Source organism: Pseudomonas sp. AC136 (assembly GCF_979258585.1).
Genome location: NZ_OZ409865.1, coordinates 5,122,157 through 5,140,471 on the forward strand (window position 1 = coordinate 5,122,157; position 18,315 = coordinate 5,140,471).

22 protein-coding genes are annotated in these 18,315 nt (G+C 61.1%); 11 read left to right on the forward strand and 11 right to left on the reverse strand.

Translation table 11 applies throughout. The features are described from left to right. Nucleotides 1-36 precede the first annotated feature (36 nt). Nucleotides 37-1,029 (reverse strand): zinc-dependent alcohol dehydrogenase family protein, encoded by a 993-nt coding sequence (locus ACZZZU_RS22950; protein WP_122493622.1) that lies wholly within the window; start codon nt 1,027-1,029, stop codon nt 37-39. Between the two features lie 283 nt (nt 1,030-1,312). Between ACZZZU_RS22950 and ACZZZU_RS22955 the strand changes: the two genes are divergently transcribed. Then, entirely contained in the window at nt 1,313-1,831 is a 519-nt protein-coding gene (locus ACZZZU_RS22955) for a hypothetical protein (RefSeq protein ID WP_463551905.1), read from the forward strand. 255 nt (nt 1,832-2,086) lie between these two features. On the opposite strand, the gene ACZZZU_RS22960 is transcribed toward ACZZZU_RS22955, so the two are convergent. The 3 genes from ACZZZU_RS22960 to ACZZZU_RS22970 all read right to left on the reverse strand — a co-directional run bounded on the left by ACZZZU_RS22960 (nt 2,087) and on the right by ACZZZU_RS22970 (nt 4,385). Continuing rightward, nucleotides 2,087-3,034: a hypothetical protein gene (locus ACZZZU_RS22960; protein ID WP_463551906.1), complete on the reverse strand. Its 948-nt coding sequence runs from the start codon at nt 3,032-3,034 to the stop codon at nt 2,087-2,089. A 72-nt stretch (nt 3,035-3,106) separates the two neighbouring features. Continuing rightward, nucleotides 3,107-3,388: a DUF1652 domain-containing protein gene (locus tag ACZZZU_RS22965; protein ID WP_463551907.1), complete on the reverse strand. Its 282-nt coding sequence runs from the start codon at nt 3,386-3,388 to the stop codon at nt 3,107-3,109. A gap of 79 nt (nt 3,389-3,467) precedes the next feature. Next, nucleotides 3,468-4,385: a LysR family transcriptional regulator gene (locus ACZZZU_RS22970; RefSeq protein WP_463551908.1), complete on the reverse strand. Its 918-nt coding sequence runs from the start codon at nt 4,383-4,385 to the stop codon at nt 3,468-3,470. A 117-nt stretch (nt 4,386-4,502) separates the two neighbouring features. Between ACZZZU_RS22970 and ACZZZU_RS22975 the strand changes: the two genes are divergently transcribed. Continuing rightward, entirely contained in the window at nt 4,503-5,345 is an 843-nt protein-coding gene (locus ACZZZU_RS22975) for a type 1 glutamine amidotransferase domain-containing protein (protein WP_463551909.1), read from the forward strand. A 63-nt stretch (nt 5,346-5,408) separates the two neighbouring features. After that, on the forward strand, nt 5,409-6,131 hold the full coding sequence (locus tag ACZZZU_RS22980; protein WP_463551910.1) for an SDR family oxidoreductase: 723 nt from the start codon (nt 5,409-5,411) through the stop codon (nt 6,129-6,131). A gap of 34 nt (nt 6,132-6,165) precedes the next feature. On the opposite strand, the gene arsH is transcribed toward ACZZZU_RS22980, so the two are convergent. The 3 genes from arsH to ACZZZU_RS22995 are packed head-to-tail and all read right to left on the reverse strand — an operon-like array spanning nt 6,166 to nt 7,705. Continuing rightward, complete coding sequence (gene arsH / locus ACZZZU_RS22985; protein WP_122493609.1) at nt 6,166-6,852, reverse strand: arsenical resistance protein ArsH; 687 nt, start codon at nt 6,850-6,852, stop codon at nt 6,166-6,168. Nucleotides 6,853-6,865: 13 nt separating this feature from the next. Next, entirely contained in the window at nt 6,866-7,336 is a 471-nt protein-coding gene (locus tag ACZZZU_RS22990) for an arsenate reductase ArsC (RefSeq protein WP_463383263.1), read from the reverse strand. A gap of 27 nt (nt 7,337-7,363) precedes the next feature. Next, nucleotides 7,364-7,705, reverse strand: a complete 342-nt coding sequence (locus tag ACZZZU_RS22995) for a metalloregulator ArsR/SmtB family transcription factor (RefSeq protein ID WP_122493607.1) — start codon at nt 7,703-7,705, stop codon at nt 7,364-7,366. Between the two features lie 278 nt (nt 7,706-7,983). Between ACZZZU_RS22995 and ACZZZU_RS23000 the strand changes: the two genes are divergently transcribed. Genes ACZZZU_RS23000 through ACZZZU_RS23010 form a run of 3 tightly spaced genes read left to right on the forward strand, consistent with a single transcriptional unit; the run spans nt 7,984 to nt 9,858 of the window. Further along, the gene (locus tag ACZZZU_RS23000) at nt 7,984-8,586 is read left to right on the forward strand and encodes a hypothetical protein (protein ID WP_463551911.1); all 603 of its coding nucleotides are present in this window, start codon (nt 7,984-7,986) and stop codon (nt 8,584-8,586) included. A gap of 1 nt (nt 8,587) precedes the next feature. Next, complete coding sequence (locus ACZZZU_RS23005; RefSeq protein WP_241000560.1) at nt 8,588-9,019, forward strand: phage holin family protein; 432 nt, start codon at nt 8,588-8,590, stop codon at nt 9,017-9,019. Next, nucleotides 9,016-9,858: a DUF3618 domain-containing protein gene (locus ACZZZU_RS23010; RefSeq protein WP_463551912.1), complete on the forward strand. Its 843-nt coding sequence runs from the start codon at nt 9,016-9,018 to the stop codon at nt 9,856-9,858. Before ACZZZU_RS23005 ends, ACZZZU_RS23010 begins: the two co-directional genes overlap by 4 nt. Before the next feature lie 70 nt (nt 9,859-9,928). Here the strand turns inward: ACZZZU_RS23010 and ACZZZU_RS23015 are convergent, their stop codons facing one another. The 4 genes from ACZZZU_RS23015 to ACZZZU_RS23030 all read right to left on the reverse strand — a co-directional run bounded on the left by ACZZZU_RS23015 (nt 9,929) and on the right by ACZZZU_RS23030 (nt 13,576). Continuing rightward, nucleotides 9,929-10,741, reverse strand: coding sequence for an SDR family NAD(P)-dependent oxidoreductase (locus ACZZZU_RS23015; RefSeq protein WP_463551913.1), 813 nt, complete (start codon nt 10,739-10,741; stop codon nt 9,929-9,931). 29 nt (nt 10,742-10,770) lie between these two features. Next, nucleotides 10,771-11,772 (reverse strand): NADP-dependent oxidoreductase, encoded by a 1,002-nt coding sequence (locus ACZZZU_RS23020; protein WP_463551914.1) that lies wholly within the window; start codon nt 11,770-11,772, stop codon nt 10,771-10,773. A 263-nt stretch (nt 11,773-12,035) separates the two neighbouring features. Then, nucleotides 12,036-13,247, reverse strand: coding sequence for a cytochrome c biogenesis protein DipZ (locus tag ACZZZU_RS23025; RefSeq protein WP_463551915.1), 1,212 nt, complete (start codon nt 13,245-13,247; stop codon nt 12,036-12,038). Between the two features lie 50 nt (nt 13,248-13,297). Continuing rightward, nucleotides 13,298-13,576, reverse strand: coding sequence for a DUF2790 domain-containing protein (locus ACZZZU_RS23030; RefSeq protein ID WP_463551916.1), 279 nt, complete (start codon nt 13,574-13,576; stop codon nt 13,298-13,300). Nucleotides 13,577-13,847: 271 nt separating this feature from the next. On the opposite strand from ACZZZU_RS23030, the gene ACZZZU_RS23035 reads away from it, so the two are divergent. The 5 genes from ACZZZU_RS23035 (at nt 13,848) to ACZZZU_RS23055 (ending at nt 18,279) form a co-directional block, all read left to right on the forward strand. After that, nucleotides 13,848-14,588, forward strand: a complete 741-nt coding sequence (locus tag ACZZZU_RS23035) for a response regulator (protein ID WP_122493599.1) — start codon at nt 13,848-13,850, stop codon at nt 14,586-14,588. Continuing rightward, the gene (locus tag ACZZZU_RS23040) at nt 14,585-15,898 is read left to right on the forward strand and encodes a sensor histidine kinase (RefSeq protein WP_122493598.1); all 1,314 of its coding nucleotides are present in this window, start codon (nt 14,585-14,587) and stop codon (nt 15,896-15,898) included. The genes ACZZZU_RS23035 and ACZZZU_RS23040 overlap by 4 nt, the downstream gene beginning before the upstream one ends. Nucleotides 15,899-16,092: 194 nt before the next feature. Beyond that, a complete protein-coding gene (locus ACZZZU_RS23045) occupies nt 16,093-16,731 on the forward strand; it encodes a ferric reductase-like transmembrane domain-containing protein (protein ID WP_463551917.1) in 639 nt (212 codons plus the stop codon). 72 nt (nt 16,732-16,803) lie between these two features. Next, nucleotides 16,804-17,733 carry an alpha/beta fold hydrolase gene (locus ACZZZU_RS23050; RefSeq protein ID WP_463551918.1) on the forward strand — a complete coding sequence of 310 codons (930 nt, stop codon included), beginning with the start codon at nt 16,804-16,806 and terminating at the stop codon, nt 17,731-17,733. Between the two features lie 276 nt (nt 17,734-18,009). Next, complete coding sequence (locus tag ACZZZU_RS23055; protein WP_206000595.1) at nt 18,010-18,279, forward strand: hypothetical protein; 270 nt, start codon at nt 18,010-18,012, stop codon at nt 18,277-18,279. Nucleotides 18,280-18,315 lie beyond the last annotated feature (36 nt).

An 18,315-nucleotide genomic window follows, 5' to 3' on the forward strand; every position in this document is an offset into this window, starting at 1 on the left:
TGGCTTTATGGCAAACAACTGGTTGTCAGAAAACAATCAATCCACGACAACAACGATCTTGCCGATCTGTGCATTCGACTCCATTCGACGATGAGCATCGGCGATGTCAGCCAGTGAAAACACCTTGTCGATGAAGGGCTTGAGCGTGCCTTCTGCCAACCCTTTGGTTACGAAAGCCTTGGCAGCGGCGAGTTTGTCCATGTCCATGGTGATTTCGAAAAGCTCGTAGCCGCGCACGGTCAGGTGCTTGCCAAGAATGTCGAATACCGGAACAGGTATATCGCGGTGATCAAGAGCACCGTACTGAAAGAAGATGCCGGCGTTGGCCATGGACTGAATCAGTTTGGTCGCTTGCGGGCCACCCACCGGGTCAAAGACGATGCGCGCGCCTTTGCCGCCAGTGATCTTGGCCACTTCGGCAACCAGATCGTCTTCCTCGGTGGCGATGACGTGTTTGGCGCCAGCATCCAGCAAAGCCTGACGCTTGGCGCTGGTGCGCGTGAGTGCGACGGGGATGGCACCCTGCATGTTGGCGATTTGAATAGCCGCCAGGCCAACGCTGCTTGATGCGGCTGAAACTAAAACCGTTTCGCCAGCTTGCAGGTTGCCGTACTCAATCAAGGCACCGTAGGCCGTGACGAACATCATCCAACTGGCTGCCGCCTCCGCGAAACTCAGGTTGGAAGGATGCTTTACCACGGCATGGGCGGGCGCATTGACCACTTCGCCGTACATGCCGTAATCGGCAAAAGAAAACGCCGGAACGACGCTTACCGCGTCGCCCACAGCAAAGCCGCTGACGTCACTGCCAACGGCCCGCACGATGCCAGCGGCTTCATAGCCAAGCGTTGCCGGAAACTGCGGCTCGATTACGTATTGCCCAGTGCGATACATAATTTCAGCACGGTTCAAGCCGATGGCTTTCACCTCGATCTGAACCTCGTTGCTGTTCGGCGCTTGTACGGCAACGTCGTCGAGTGACAGAACGTCAGCGCCACCGGTACGGTGAAATCGGACGACTTTAGGCATGGCTCACCTCGTGAGTGATGATGTCGAAAGGAAGTGCGACATCTGGAAAAGTTGTCGCCATGCTACGGCCTCTTACTCACCGGATAGAGCGCTGCACGCTTCACAATCTGTTATCCACAGAGAACTAATCAGTGAGCAAGCGAGGCGGGCGGACTTATAGGTCGGCTTGCCATTGCCGAACGCAGACCTTGCGCAGCCTCACAATAACGTCCACGCGCCACTGCACGTTGCCCGTGCCAAGCGCTAGCATTCCCATCCCCTCCAACGCTTTCGGATTCTCCCCATGAACCTGCGTGTGCTTGCCGCCAGCCTATTGTTCGTTTGTACCGTTGCCCATGGCGCCGAGCCTGCGCCGCTTCCTAAAGCGTTGGAGCAGCAGGTCGAGCGATTGGTGGCGCTGGTTAAAGACAGCTATGCCACTGGCTACCCGGAAGCAGCCATGACGCAAACGCTCAATACCGGCGAGGAAAGCCAGGTCACGCTGGTGGTTTTCACGGTCGAGGGCTTCGGCATGGGCAACAATTACAGCCAATACCTGGCGGCATTTACCCCGGACGAAGACGAACAAGGCGTGCCGTATTACAGCCTGCTCGATGTGGTGCGAATCGGTGGCGACAGTTGGCGAGCGATTGAAACGCTGGAGGCGAAACTGGTCAGCGACCCGGCGGGTGAACAAACGCTGATCGACATTCCGGCAATGGAAAACACCCCCGACGACCCGGCGAATTCACCGAGTAAAGCGGCGGTTATTCATCTGTCGCTGGAAGGCTCGCAGACGCAGCGGCTGGTTGAGGTGAAGTAACGACGCAGCGCCGTGTACGAGGCGCAACGTGGGCAAGCGCATTCGGGTTTGCGCTCCGATCGTCGCGCCGCTCGCTACTCGTGATGCTGCGCGGCTTCCACGTAACGTCGGTTAACGATGCCGATCATCGGCGGCGCTGGTTTGGACAGTCACCAAGCGAGTATCGGAAAGTCGTAAAACGCTGACGGGTCAGTTATGCCATTGAGCAGTTCGTGGCCTTTTCAATCTGAAATTTGCAGCGGCTAAGCCCGCCCATCAAGGTTCAGCTTTCATCCGTCCCTGAACCGCCATACGCAGGCAGCCCCAGGCGATGAATCCAAGAAGCAACACCTCGCCAATGCCGACCAGCACGTTGAACGAAAAGGTCCACGGTTGCTCGGCGAAGAAGAAGCGTGACGTGCCCGAGCGCACGCCGCTGAAGCGCAGCTCTCCGGTAAACAGCGCACGCACCAAGGCGATCACCTGTGTCAGCTCCAGCACGGCTACGAACGCGCCGATCAGGGCGAGCAGAAGGCGGCCGGGAACGCCTATTTTTTCCGTGCGCCCTTGCTCCGCCGGCGGCTTTTTGCCCTTGTGTTGGGTGCGCTTGGCTGAGGCCATTTGGGCCGGTGCGGGAGCCGGCTGGTAGGCGGCTGCCAAGCCTGCCGGGGCCACCTCGACGACTTCGGTAGGCACCGGCACTTCCAGGTAGTCGGCAAGTTCGCGCAGCCAGGTATCCGTGCGTTTACTGCCCGGCACCACGGGCACCGTGGAGGTTGTCAGGCGGTGCTCGGGACCGTCGCGCATCACCAGCCACAGCTGGGTGTAAATCGGCTTGGCGTCGCGATTACGGCGAAGTTCAAGGCGCTTGGGGCCTCGGATTTTAAAGGTGGTTATGCGTTCGCGGCGGCCGAAAAAGTTTTGCATACGCTGCTTGCCCACACCCTCTTCGCGGGAGAACTGGAACGTCTCGCGCGAACCGATGTAGATCGCCATCATCAGCGAGATCGCGGGAATCAGCAGCAGCGCCAGAATGAGTGTGAGCAAGTGCAGCGGGTGCATCTGTCCCGGAATGTCGCTGACGATGGCAAACACCACAAACGCCACGGGCGCGGCGACGGAGACCGCGCCTGCCAGAACGATGGCGATCGTTTGTGCCCGGTTGTACGAGTGGATATGCAGGTCACCCTGCGGGGTGCGTTCAAACCGATAGCCAACCAACATGCAACGAACTCCCTGTCCTCGTTTCAGCGCTTAACCGTGGCGCCGCAAGCTGACCCCAAAGGCCCCGTTTTCTTAAGTTTGCGTCGGTGAGTTGGCGGCGGGCGCGTCGAAGACCAGCTCGCGAATTTCCATCTCATATTCAATCGCTTCCACGATCGTTACCAGGTCCTCTTGCGTGGCGCTGGCGCTGGCGGCCCACGGCAACCCGGCCAGGACGGCGAAATCTTCGCCGGTCTTGCTATCGAAAACGCGTACGCTCATCGAGGTTGGCGACTCAAGCTCAGCCTCGAAGCCCAACGGTGAGAAGTAGTCTCTCAGCCGGGCACACGCAAAGGGGAACGTCATCTTCGCCATGGGTCATCCTCGGGTGGGGGCAAGAGGTGCAAGGATACGCGACGGCATATCCACTTGCTTGTCAGCCTTGCCGGTGACGCTAGTCGCCGCGTTCCAGCTGGCTAGTGCCGGCCATAAAATCAATCAACGCCCGAGCCGCCGATGACAGCTGGCGGTGCGGCGCATAGATGATGGAGAAGGGCCGGCTGCGCCCGCTCAGCGGCAGCAGAATTTCCACCAGTTCGCCGCGCTGCACACGCTCGCGGCTGATGAAGTCGTACGTTTGGCAAATGCCCAAGCCGCTTTGCGCCAGGGAAACCACGCCCAGCACGTCGTCCGAGACCACCACGTTGGCGTGCGGTATCCAGTCCACGTCCTGACCCTCAACCCGAAACAACCACGGCGCGACTTTGCCGCTACTGGGCATGATAAAGGGCAGGCACACGTGCTCGCTTAATGCCTCCAGCGTGGCAGGCTGACCCGCTCGCGCCAGGTAGTCGGGCGAGGCGACCAGCGCCAAGCGCGCCGCTTCCAGGGTGCGACCCACCAGGCCGCTGTCAGGCAGCTGGCCCAGGCGAATGGCCAGGTCGTAGCCCTCGGCCACGAGGTCGACGTTGCGATTGGTGATGCTCAGTTCCACCTGCACGGCAGGGTAGTGGCGGGCAAACGCGCTGAGCAGCGGCGGCAGGCGGTAGTGCCCGTAGGTGGTCGGCACGCTCATGCGCACGCGGCCGCTCAACTCGCCGTCCTGGCCACGAATGGCGTGCTCCACCTGCTCGATCTGGCTGAACGCTTGGCGCGTTTGTTCCAGGTACAGGCTGCCGGCGTCGGTCAGGCTTAGCCGGCGGGTGGTGCGTCGCAGCAACTGCACACCCAGGCGCGCTTCAAGCCTGGCCAAGGCCCGGCTGAGCACCGAGGGCGTAGTGCCCAAGGCAACGGCGGCAGCGCTGACGGTGCCTTGCTCCACCACGCGGATAAAGGCTTCCACATCACCCAAGTGATCGAATTGACGCGGCATTATTGCTTCCTGGGGCCAAATGATTTGCGCCTAAGGGCGTTTATCGCCATTTAACGCATCAATACAGTGTCTAGCCAAGAGGTGATGCCCGATCACCTGCGAATTTTTGGACTCGACATGAAACGACTGACCCGCATCGCCCTGGCCACCGCCCTGGTCGGCAGCAGCCTGACCGCCAATGCCGCGAACGTCCTTGTGGTGCTCTCCGACTCCGCCAGCCTGGACCTGAAAGACGGCAAGGTATTCGCCACCGGCTTCTACCTGAACGAGGCTTTGCAGCCGGTGAAGATGCTGCTCGACGCCGGCCACCACGTCACCTTCGCCACCCCGAACGGCAAGGCGCCGACCGTAGACAAAAGCTCCGTCGATAAAATGTATTTCAACAACGACGCGGCCACGCTTGAAACCTACCAAGGCCTGCTTGAGCAATTGCAACTGACAGACCCTGAGCAATCGCCGGTCATCAGCCTCGCGCGGGTCGAACAGATCGGCTACCAGCAGTTCGACGCCGTTTACATTCCGGGCGGCCATGCGCCCATGCAAGACCTGCTGCATAACCGTGCCCTGGGTCGCTTGCTAACCGACTTCCATACCCGCCAAAAAACCACGGCGCTGGTGTGCCATGGCCCGATTGCGTTGCTGTCGACACTGCCGGACGCCGAGCGCTTTACCGCGCAATTGCAGACGGCGAAACCGGCGAGCGCCAGCGCCGACTGGATTTACGCGGGCTACAAAATGACCGTCATCAGCAACAACGAAGAGCAAGCCGCCAAGGCGCTGCTCAACGGCGGCGAAATGAAGTTCTACCCGCAAACTGCGCTGGAAAAAGCCGGCGGCTCGTACAGCAGCAACACCAGCAACTGGACGGCGCATGTGGTCACCGACCGCGAGTTGATCACCGGGCAGAACCCGGCCTCGGCGGTGGATGTTGGCAAGGCGCTGCTTGAGCGCTTGAAGTAACGCAGGTGCGCCGCAGGGCGCGAATGCACGCCCTTTTTAAATCGTCGAACAGGCAGGTTTTGCATGAGCAACCGAACGTTTTTGATTACCGGTGCCAGCAAGGGCATCGGCCGCGCGCTGGCGCACACCTTGGCAGACGCTGGGCACACTGTTGTCGGTATTGCTCGCCAGGCTGGCGATGCCGATTTTCCCGGCGTTCTGCTGCCGCTCGACCTGGGCGACCGCGAACAGACCCAGCACACACTCGATGCATTAGCCCGGCAATACCGCTTCGACGGCGTGGTCAATAACGTCGGCCTCGTGCGGCCGCAGGCATTGGGCAAGGTCGAGTTGGACGATTTTGATGCGGTGATGAGGCTAAATCTGCACGCCGCGCTGCAAGCCACACAAGCCCTGCTACCGGGAATGCGCGAGCGCGGCTGGGGCCGCGTGATCAACATTTCCAGCCTCACGGTATTGGGCGTTGCCGAACGCACCGCCTATGCCGCCGCCAAAGCGGCCATGGTGAGTTTTACCCGCACCTGGGCGCTGGAGTTGGCAACCACTGGCATCACCGTCAACGCCGTTGCGCCAGGGCCAACGGAAACTGAGCTGTTCCGAGCCGGCAACCCGGTGGGCAGCGACGGTGAAGCGCGCTACCTGGCCGGCGTGCCAATGGCGCGCCTCGGCAAGCCCGAAGAAATTGCCGCAGCCATTGCCTTTCTGCTGTCCGAACACAGCGGCTTTATTACCGGCCAGACGCTGTTCGTGGATGGTGGTGCGTCCATTGGCAAGGCGGGGTTTTAATCGCTGTCGGGGGTGCCGTTGCGCGTGCGCTCACCTAAATTTCCCGCTGATTCACCCTCGCTGACAGCGCGTGTGCCGACTCATTGCGCTCTGAATAGCGGTCGACCAAGTCAGGGCGGTCGCGCAGTAGCAGGGTGAATTTCATCAGTTCTTCCATCACGTCGACGACGCGGTCGTAATACGCCGACGGCTTCATGCGGTCGTGTTCATCGAATTCCAGGAACGCCTTCGGTACCGACGATTGGTTAGGGACAGTGAACATGCGCATCCAACGGCCGAGGACGCGCAACTGGTTGACCACGTTGAACGATTGCGAACCGCCGCACACCTGCATCACAGCCAGGGTTTTGCCTTGAGTGGGTCGCACTGCGCCCAGGGCTAATGGCACCCAGTCAATTTGTGCTTTGAACACGGCGGACAGCGCGCCGTGGCGCTCGGGCGAGCACCACACCTGGCCCTGCGACCAGACCATGAGGTCGAGCAGCTCGCGCACTTTGGGGTGCTCCGTTGGGACGTCATCCGGCAGGGGCAAGCCGCTGGGGTTGAAGATGCGTGTTTCGGCGCCCAGGTGTTCGAGCAGTCGTGCCGCTTCTTCCACCAAAAGACGGCTGAAGGAGCGCGGCCGGGTCGAACCGTACAGCAGCAGAATGCGTGGGCGCGAGGCGGAGGTCTCGATGGGCGTAAGGAGCGTGTCGTTCAGATTGGGAAGGTCGTGGCTCACGGTTGTCTCCGGACTAGAGGATGCCGATGCGATCAAGCTCGCGCTGCAATTCATCGCGGCTCAAACGTTCGAATGGCAACGCTTGAAACGCCCGGCAGCGCTTTTCAATGGTTGCCAGGGTGGCGCTAAACGCAGCGCTGACAGCCGCTTCGTCGCCTTTCACATCGGACGGATCATCCAGCCCCCAATGCGCTTTCAGTGCGGGACCGAAGTACACCGGGCAGGCTTCGCCGGCGGCTTTGTCACATACAGTGATCACCACGTCGGGCACGCTGGTTTCGAAGGCGTCGTTGCCTTTGCTTGAAAGTCCGACGGTCGAAATGCCGGCTTCTTCAAGCGTCACCAAGGTGCGCGGCAGCACCTGGCCTTTGGGGAAACTCCCGGCGCTGACGGCTTCGAACCCGGCCGGGGCCAGGTGGTTGAACATGGCTTCGGACAGAATGCTTCGGCAGCTATTGGCCGTGCACATAAACAGCACTTTCACGATGGCGTCTCCGGATTGGAAGGGGTGTTAGCAGCAGGCCGCGCGGACGGGGCGATCGCCCATGTGCTGAAGTCGCGAGGTGTTTTCGTACAGCCAATCGGTGTTGGCCAGCAACGCTTCGCGCAGCACGGTATGAACCCAAGCGGGCACCTCAGGGTTAACGCGGTAGTAAATCCACAAGCCTTGGCGGCGGTCGAGCAGCAGGCCGCTGGCGCGCAATTGCGCCAGGTGGCGCGACACTTTGGGCTGGCTTTCTTCCAGCGCATGCATCAGCTCGCACACGCAAAGCTCACCTTCGCTCACAACCAATAGCGTGGCGCGAAGGCGGGTTTCGTCTGCCAGGCATTTGAATAAGAGGGTGGGATTCATGGCGTCGCCAGACCGGGTAAATGCGGGATGGCGAATATATGGGTAAACGAATATAGGGGTAAAGTTCTTTGCGTGTCGTGGAGCTCTTTTTGCGCCTAGTTTTACTATTAGCCGCTTCGCTTAAGCGAAGCGGGACGCTCTATCTCGCACTTCTTCGCCTATCAAATGTTCTGAACTTCCAGCAAAAAAACCACGTCCTTCCCTATGCCTGTAGTGAAACCAATGCGCTCGGCAAGCCGTGCAGTCTGCCCAGCGTTTCAAACGATGGGGAACGAAAAATGAGCATATCGGGACAACCACAGCAGGGGTCGGGTGCAGGTGCACCGAACGACTCGACGCAACATCATCTTCAGGGCCTTGCCGATGCCGCCGGCGCGACGCTGAACGATGCAGCCGGTCAAGGCGAGGCGCAGTTCGAACAGCTGCGTGAGCGCGCGACCGAGCAGATCGACTCGCTGGCCGAAGGCGCGCATTCAGCAGCGTCCGCCCTTGAAGGAAAAGACGCCTTAGGCATTTCCAGCTACCTGGGGCAACTCGCTGACGGCCTGGGCGCATTCGCCGACCGTGTGCGCGACAAGAGCGCCGAAGACCTGCTTCACGAAGGCGCGCGCTTGGCTCGCGATAACCCGGCGCTGTTTGTCGCCGGCAGCGTGGCCATCGGCTTTGGCCTGTCACGTTTCCTGCGCGCCAGTGCCGAACATGGCAGCCAAGCGCAGACAGACCATTCGTCCTCGGCCTCGGCTGCCTCGTTCAGCAGCTCGCCGACCGCCACGCCTGCCGGGACGACCACTCCGTCCTCCTCGTTTACCAACGGTGAGGCGGGGCTGACCGCCGGCACGGCTTCCGATCCACTGCTCGATAGCGATGTGCGAGGTATTTGAAATGAACACTGATCCGTTTGATACCGCGTCATCCAACGCGCGACCTGCCGCCAACGACAACGCCTCCATCGGCGCCTTGTTGCGTCAACTTAGCCGCGAAGTGCCGGAGCTGTTCACCAAGGAGATTGCCCTGGCCAAGGCGGAGTTACAGCACAGCCTGACCACGCTCAAAGCCGGCGTCGCGGCGGTTGCGGGTGGCGCCATGGTGCTGCTTGCCGGGTTAATCATTCTGCTGATGGCGGCGGTGTACGGCCTGGGCACCCTGATGCAGCTGTGGCTCGCTGCGCTGATTGTTGGGGTGGTCACGTTGGTGGTTGGTTTTGTCATGGTGCAGGCCGGCAAAAAACAATTCGAGCCGTCGCACTTCACGCCTGAGCGAACGCTGCATGCCGTGCAGCAAGACAAGGACGCTTTGAAGAGGAAAGTCTCATGAGCACTTCATTTCAAAACGAATCGCACAAAAGCCCGGAAGTCCTGGAACAGGAAATCGACGCCAAACGCCGCAGCATCAATAACATTGTCGATTCACTGGAGAGTCGATTCACGCCCGGTCAACTGATCGACCAGGCGCTGGCGTACACCAAAGGCAATGGCGGCGAGTTCTTTCAGAACCTGGGCACCACGCTAAAAAACAACCCCGTGCCCACCACCTTGACCGGCCTCGGCCTGGCCTGGCTGGCGATGAATCAGAACAAGCCGTTCAACCCGGGCCCGGCGCATTCCGGTCCCGGTTTGGGCGAGAAGATTGGCGACGCGTTTCATAGCGTGACCGGTGCGTTGTCGTCTGCCGGGGATGGCCTGCGCAACGCCGCAGATTCGGCCAAGGCGAAAGGGCAGCACATGCGCGACCGCGCCAGCGACTCGCTGCACCGTACCGGCGACTCGCTGAACGAGTCTTCCACTGCCTTCAACGACAACGTCCACCACATGGGTAACCAGCTCAACGCGCAAGCCAGTCAGCTCAAGGGTCAGCTTAATCAGGTGATGAAAGAGCAGCCCTTGGTGCTCGCCGCCATCGGCATCGCCCTGGGCGCTGCCATTGGCGCCGCGCTGCCTCCCAGCAAGCGCGAAGACCAGCTGTTCGGCAAAGCCAGCGACAAAACCCTGGCCTCGGTGAAGGCCAAGGGTGAGCAGGTGTACGAGGCGGCGAAAGAGCAGGCCAAGCCGGTCGCCCAGGCGATGAAGGGAAAGGCTGACGACGCCAAGGGCACGGCGCCCGCGAAGGATGACGCGGGTACGGACTTGTCCGCCGGGCTGGGCATTCGCTCCTGAGGCGATCACCACAGGGACGGATTTATTCAGCGGCGCTGCGTCTGGCGCCGTGGACTAAATCCGTCCTTTTTTATGCGCGCGCTGGCAATGCCAAACGTGGCTTTCCCAGCACCCGCGTGGCCACCCACGAGGCTGCCGGGCGGGACAACAAGCGCACGCCAAAGCACGTCAACTTATTGAACACGCCCGGCACCACGGTGCGCTTACCGTCGAGCATCGCCTCGATGGCGGCGTGGGCCACGAAGTCAGCGCTTTTCGTGGAAGCGTTGGCAATCCAGGAATAATCGCCACCGCCCGACGCGGCATGAAACGCGGTTTCGGTGCCGCCGGGGCAAATGCACGTCACCGACAGCGACGTACTCCGGTGCTCGTCATGCAGGGCTTCGCTGAAGTTGCGCACAAACGCTTTGGACGCGGCGTACAGCGCCATATTCGGCACCGATTGATAGGCGCCCGTGGAGGCGATATTGACCATGTGCGCCGGCGCCTTGTTGCCGCTGTGGGCATCAACGAAGCAGCGCGCCAGTGCCACCAGCGAGGTCATGTTCAGTTGCATCAGCTCCGCATCGCGCGCCCAGTCCACCTCGTCGAAACGGCGGAAATAACCAAACCCGGCGTTGTTGATGAGGATGTCTACCGGGCCGTTCACCGTAGCGGCGCGCCACAACGCGAGAGCCGCATCGGGCTGGCCGAGGTCGGCGGTAATGATCTCGACGTTGACGCCAGTACACGTGGCGGCCACTGCCTCCAGTGCGTCGCGGCGTCGGGCCGTGAGTACCAAGTTGATGCCACGTTTAGCGAGCGCTTGCGCGATGGCCGCGCCAATGCCGCTGGACGCGCCAGTGACCAGTGCGCGCGTGCCGAGGATAGGTGTGGTGGTCATGTGCTTCTCCAGTAGTAAGGGCTGCGCCGCTAAAAAACCTGCACCACAACCTTGCCTTTCACGCGCCCGCTCTCTGAATAAGCGAGGGCTTTTTGCGTGTCGGCAAAGGCAAAAACGGTGTCAATGATTGGCCGAATAGCGCCGCCATCGATCAGCGCCGCCAGCTCACGCAACTGCGCGCCATCGGCCCGCATAAACACAAAGCTGTACGCGACGCCGCGCTGTTTCGCCTTGCGCCGGATGCCGGAACTGATCAAACGCAGCACTTGCTTGAGCGGCCAGGCCAACCCGCGCGCAGTGGCGAAGGCGGGCGTGGGAGGGCCGGAGATGGAGATCAGGTGACCGCCGGGTTTGAGTAGCTTCAGCGACTTATTCAGCTCGTCATTGCCGAGGCTGTTGAGCACTACGTCGTAGTCGTGCAGCACGGTGGCGAAGTCTTGGGTTTTGTAGTCAATCACCAGGTCCGCGCCCAGGGCTTTTGCCCAGGCGACGTTGGCCGTGCTGGTGCTGGTGGCAACAAACGCGCCCAGGTGCTTGGCGAGCTGTATGGCGACCGAGCCGACGCCACCGGAGCCGGCTTGAATAAATACCTTCTGGCCCTTCTTCAACTTCGCGGTCTCGACCAGCACTTGCCAGGCGGTTAGGCCCACCAGCGGCATGGCAGCGGCCTCAATCATGCTCAGGCTTTTAGGCTTGTGCGCCACAGACGAAGCCTTGATGGCAATGCGCTCGGCGAAGGTGCCAATGCGGTCATCGTCGGGGCGTGCGTACACCTCATCGCCCGGCTTGAAATCCGTCACCTTGGCGCCGACGCGCAGCACCTTGCCGGCCACGTCATTGCCCAGAATCAGCGGCAGACGGTAGGGGAGAATCAGCTTGAATTCGCCACTTTTGATCTTGCCGTCCAGCGGGTTGACGCTGGCGGCGTGCACCTCAATCAGCACGTCATCGTCGCGTACTTCAGGCTCGGGCATGTCGGCGAGGCGGCCGGGCTCTTTCTTGCCGTAACGATCAATGGTGAACGCCTTCATGGTGGGTACTGCTCTCTGGACGGAAAAGTTAATGCGGGCCGGCACGCGGGGGGCGTTACCAGTTTTCTTTGAGATCGAGCGCTTACGTCCAGGCCGATTTCTGCTGGCTGTGCAGCATCGTTGGCTGACTCATTTCGCCGTTCCCGTTGTGATGAGAAAAAGCCGCTGAACCTTACGGTCAGCGGCACATGCGGCTTATGATGTTGCTCGTAATCTAAGCTGTCAATGGTTTTGATTGCGGCCGACATCAAAACAGTGTCCGTTCACGCCTCATTGCTTGCGCGGGCTTCCTCCAACAATTGCTGAATGACTTGCTCCTGCTGCTCGTAGCGGCCTTCGCCGAAGTGGCTGAAGCGCACCTGGCCTTTGGCGTCGATGAAGTAATGAGCGGGCCAGTACTGGTTGTCGAAGGCGCGCCAAATCGCATAGTTGTTATCGATCGCCACCGGGTAGGCGATGTCGCGCTTTTGCACTTCGCGCTGCACATTGCTGATGATTTTTTCAAAGGCGTATTCCGGTGTGTGCACGCCAATCACTACCAGGCCCTGGTCTTTGTATTTCTTCGCCCATTGGTTCACGTAGGGCAGGCTGCGTTTGCAGTTGATGCAGTCGAAGGTCCAGAAGTCGACCAGCACCACCTTGCCGCGCAGTGACTCGGTGGTAAGCGGCTCGGCGTTCAGCCACTGCACGGCGCCGTTTAGCGACGGCATTGGCTGGCTGGCGTCGGCCGGCATCAGCGAGACGGCGTTGGCTTTGCTGATGACGTAGTCGATGAGTTTCGGTGCGTTCTCCAGCACGCTCTGTTCGATTGCTGTGCTGCGTCGCGACGACGCCTGTTCATAGAGGTAACGGTCGGCGCCGGTAGCAATCGCGACCGTGGCCAGCAACGCCGCCACACCGGTGGCGCGTCGCAACCACGAGGTAATCGGCAGCAGCGGTTTTAGCCGCGTGACCAAGCCGCGTCCGGCTACCAGCAGCACACCGAGCGAACAGGCACTGCCGGCGCCGTAGGCCAACAGCAGCAAACTGGTGTGCGTATTGGCGCCTTGCAGCATGGCGCTGGACAGAATCGCGCCCAGAATCGGCCCCGCGCACGGCGCCCACAGCAGGCCGGTGGTCACGCCGACCGTCAGCGCTGCAAACGGTCCGCCATTGCCGCCGGAACCGAGCCGGTTGGCCAGCGCGACAAAGGGCGTGGCCAGCCAGGTGCCTAGCCGAGCAGAAATCAGCGACAGGGCAAACATCCCGAGAATCACCAACGCCACCTGGCGCCCGGCGACGTTGGCTTGCGCCACCCATTCACTGCTGACCACCGCCAGGCTTGAGACCAGGGCGAAGGTCAGCGCCATGCCCGTTAACACCAAGGCGATGGAGCGGCGTGAATGGCTGATGCCGGCAAACAACAACGGCACCACCGGAAGAATGCAGGGGCTGAGGACGGTGAGCATCCCGCCCAGGAATGCGATAAGCAGCATGGCGCTACCTCTGAGTTAAAAGACCAAGCCTGAAGGGGCGCGAGCGGCGATTAGTTGCCGCTGTTGCAAGCGTCGGCGAGCTTGCTGTACGTCAGCGCGCGCTTGTCGCCCATGGAATCGAGGTAAACCATTTGCGCACTGACTACCCCGCAGGAATGGCTGCTGTCTTCGCTGACGGACAACACGCGGTCGATGTCCAGCTGGGTGCCGTAGGTGTAGGTTTCGCTGGCAACATGGCTGGCGGCACTTACGCCCTGGGCCAAGGCGGGGAGGGCGCCGGCGCTCAGAACGGTCAGCAGGCAAGCGGCGGAAAGGGCTTTGAAGTTCATGGTGGTGTCCTTTGCAGTCAATGAGTTCGATGTGGTTTGTCGAGGCCGGTTGTCTGCGCTCGATGGGGCTCATTGAATGCCGCTGAGGTATCTCGCCTGTGTCGAGAAACCCGCCCGTTAAATTCATTACGTGTCTGCGGTCGCCTGAGATACACAGCGATACAATCGCGACCGTTTTTGCTGGCGCGCAGGTGCGCGGTTCGGTAGATAGACTGAGCACGCCCGCAGCAGCCGGCATTTCACCCCACGCGCACACTTCGGAGAACAAGGAATGGCACACACCGATCACGTATTGATCGTTGATGATGATCGTGAAATCAGGGAGCTGGTCGGCAACTACCTGCAAAAGAACGGTTTGCGCACCACCGTGGTGGCCGACGGCCGCCAGATGCGCGCGTTTCTGGATGCCAACCAGGTCGACCTGATCGTGCTCGACATCATGCTGCCGGGCGATGACGGCTTGCAGCTGTGCCGCGAATTGCGGGTGGGCAAACACAAGGCCACGCCGGTGCTGATGCTCACCGCGCGCACCGATGAAACCGACCGCATCATCGGCCTGGAAATGGGCGCCGATGACTACCTGACCAAACCCTTCGCTGCCCGTGAGCTGCTGGCGCGCATCAACGCCGTGCTGCGGCGCACGCGCATGTTGCCGCCCAATCTGGTGGTGACCGAAAGCGGTCGGCTGCTGCGCTTTGGGCGCTGGCGCCTGGACACCACGGCCCGCCATCTGCTCGATGACAACGACACGTTGGTCGCCCTCAGCGGCGCTGAATATCGCCTCTTGCGCGTATTTCTCGATCACCCGCAGCGCGTGCTCAGCCGCGACCAACTGCTCAACCTGACCCAGGGCCGCGAAGCCGATCTGTTCGACCGCTCCATCGACCTGTTGGTCAGCCGCCTGCGCCAACGCCTGCTGGATGACGCCCGCGAGCCGGCTTATATAAAGACGGTGCGCAGCGAAGGCTATGTGTTTACCTTCCCGGTTGAACTGCTTGAGGAACAGGTATGAGGCGAGTGCTGCACTGGCCGCACACACTGGCCTCGCGCTTGTGGCTGATTTTCCTGATCGGCTTGGTATTGGCCCAGGCGCTGACCTTCGGGGCGCAATATTACGAGCGCTACCAAAGCACCAAAGACGCCATGCTCGGCAACTTTGAACACGACACCGCCACCTCCATCGCCATTCTCAACCGCGTGCCCGCCGCCGAGCGTCCGGCCTGGACCAAACGCCTGCAGCGGCGCAACTACGACTACCTGCTGCGCGAACACGACCCTGGAATGCCGCTGACCTCAGACGACCTGGCGGCCACCGTCGCGCAATCACTCGAAGCCTCGCTGGGGCGCGACTATGACCTGACCATCGTGCAGATTCCCGGGCCGCGCGAACACTTCCAAGCCCAACTGCAATTGGCCGATGGCAGCCCCGTCACCATTGATGTGCGGCCCACCGTTCGACCGCTGGCGCCGTGGCTGCCGGTTGTATTGCTTGGCCAGCTGGTGCTGATGATCATCTGCACCGGGTTGGCGGTGGGCATTGCCACCCGCCCGCTCAGTCGTCTGGCCGAGGCGGTGGAGAACCTCGACCCCAACGCCCACCCCGTGCCGCTGGATGAAAACGGCCCCCGCGAAGTGGCGCACGCTGCCCGTGCCTTCAACACCATGCAGGCGCGCATCGCTGACTACTTAAAGGAACGCATGCAACTGCTGGCGGCGATTTCCCACGACCTGCAAACGCCCATCACGCGCATGAAACTGCGCGCCGAGTTCATGGCCGACTCGGCGGAGAAAGACAAACTCGACAGCGACCTCAGCGAAATTGAACACCTGGTGCGCGAGGGCGTCGCCTATGCGCGCAGCGTGCATGGCGCCTCGGAAAACAGTTGCCGCATCAACCTCGATTCGTTCCTCGACAGCCTAGTGTTCGACTACCAAGACACCGGCCACGATGTCAGCCTGAGCGGCAAGAACGGCGCCGTTGTTGAAACCCGCCCCCATGCCCTGCGGCGCATTCTGGCGAACCTGGTGGACAACGCCCTCAAGTACGCCGGCACTGCTGAACTGGAAATTGCTGGCACCGAGCAGGCCGGCCTATCCATCAGCGTGCTCGACCGCGGCCCCGGCATTCCTGACGAGGTATTGGCCGACGTCACCAAGCCGTTCTACCGCGTCGAAAGCTCACGCAACCGCAGCACTGGCGGCACCGGCCTGGGCTTGGCGATTGCTCAGCAACTGGCGGTCGCCATTGGCGGCTCGCTGCGCGTCAGCAACCGCGACGGCGGCGGCCTGTGCGTCACCCTCACGCTGGCCGCCACGGCCTGAGCGTTTCCTGCCTGCGCCGCCCTTAAGAAAGGGCGCGCGGGTAGGGTTTTGTAAGCCACTGTATCCAACGCCCCTCCATACGCATGCGCTTGCATAACGGCGCCTTGCCGACATAGCCGGTATACACGCGCCAGCAAGAATTCTCCCCGTCGACTCGCTACTCGAACAGCGAGCCAAAACAAGGAGAACTTGCTATGAACAACCCACCCCACAGCCTTCGAGGCTGGACGCTTTTCGGTTTTATCGCCGCCTTGGTTGTGGTGATGAGCGCCCTGGCCGTCGCCGCCCAACCTGAACTGGTTGAAGGCCTGCGCAGCGCCATCCGCGCCACCGCCCGTTCCTCGTTCGTGCTGTTCGTTGTTGCCTTCACCGCCTCGGCCTTCGCCGTGCTGGTGCCTTCGCCACTGACCAAATCGCTGGTGCGTGAGCGCCGCTTTATCGGCCTGGCGTTTGCCTTTTCCCATCTCGTCCATGCAGTGCTCATTTACTTCTACGGACAAGTGAACACCGAGTTCTGGCCCGGCCGCACCGTGGCCAACAACATTCCGGGCAGCACCGCGTACGTGTTCATTCTGCTGATGGCCCTGACCTCATTCAAAGGCCCGGCGCGGCTGATCGGGCCCAAGGCCTGGAAGGCGCTGCACGTGAACGGCATGTGGATCATCGTCGCGGTCTTCACCTACTCCAACTTCAAACGCATCCCCATGAGCGACTGGTACGTGCTGCCGTTCGGCATCGCTTGCGCCGCCATTGCGATTCGCCTGGTCGGCAAGCTGGCCCGAGCCAACAGCCGCCGCCAAACCGTCATTCGCCGCGCCGCCGTCGCCTCCTGACGAGTCCGTTGTTCACACCCCTATGTAATCGCTTGAACCGATCTTTTCGATCATCAACCTGAGGAAACTGTAATGAGCAAAATCACCCACGCACTTCTGGCCGTCAGCGCAGCGTTCGCCACCTTGGCCGCCGACTTCACCTTGGCAGACAGCACGCCAACCCGTGGCAACAGCTACATCACCACCCGCGACGGCGTGCAGCTGTACTACAAAGATTGGGGCCCCAAAGACGGCCAGATCGTCACCTTCAGCCACGGCTGGCCGCTGAATTCCGACAGTTGGGAATCGCAAATGCTGTTCTTGGCCGACAAAGGCTACCGCGTGATTGCCCACGACCGTCGCGGCCATGGTCGCTCCAGCCAGCCGTGGGAAGGCAACGACATGGACCACTACGCCGACGACCTCGCGACTGTGATTGAAACGCTCGATCTCAAAGACGTGACCCTGGTTGGGTTTTCTACCGGTGGTGGCGAGGTGGCGCGCTACATCGGTCGGCACGGCACCAAACGGGTGAAGAAAGCGGCCCTGATCAGCGCTGTTCCGCCGCTGATGCTGAAAACCGCAGACAACCCAGGCGGCTTGCCAATGGAGGTGTTCGACGGTCTGCGCAAAGCGTCGCTGGAAAACCGTTCGCAGCTGTACCGCGACATCGCCAGCGGCCCGTTCTTTGGCTTCAACCGCGAAGGCGCAAAACCGTCGCAAGGGCTGATCGACTCGTTCTGGGCGCAGGGTATGCAAGCCGGTCACAAGAACACCTACGACTCCATCGCGGCGTTCTCGGCCACCGACTTCCGGGCGGACCTGGCCAAGTTCGATGTGCCGACCCTGATCGTTCACGGTGATGCCGACCAGATCGTACCGATCGATGCTTCCGCCCACGCCGCTGCCAAGCTGATCAAGAACGCCACACTGATCGTGTACCCCGGCGCCCCTCATGGTCTGGCCGACACGCACAAAGACCGTCTGAACCAGGATTTGCTGGCCTTCCTGCAACGAAAGTAACAACAGCGCCTCGCGAAAGCGGGGCTTTTACCAGGCTAGCCGCTCTGCAACGCGGCTTTCGGAGCCCCGCCTCACTCACGTGACGCGGGGTTTTTGCGTATGAAAAGTCTTCTTGCTGGCGTTAATCGTCGTAAATAGTCGAGTAATAGCGCTTAAGTTTTTACTGAACTGTTGACCTTTGACCTGTCTATGCCATGAGATACGCACGCTGGCCAGGCGAACCCAGACGATTCGCTTAAATGAAGGTGGCTTTGACAGCCCGGAGTAGTGCAACACATGCAACTGACTGAAAACGAAATGCGCCGCGCCCTTGGATTGGAGCCGGTGGTTACTCCAGTCAAGGAAGACGTGAAGAAGAAGAGAGTGGAGCTTCCCCACACGCTGATCACCTACAGCGTGCGAAAAGCCAGCGGCGGGCCGGCTTTTAAATACCAACACAAATCGCGTTCCATCAGCACCGACATCGCCAAGCTTGAAGCCGAGCAAGAAATCAAACGGCAAGGGCTGGTGGTATGGGCGTTGCTGGACGTGGAACAGTTTTCGTAGTGCCGGAACGATCAGCACCATTGCCGTTTTCAGGCC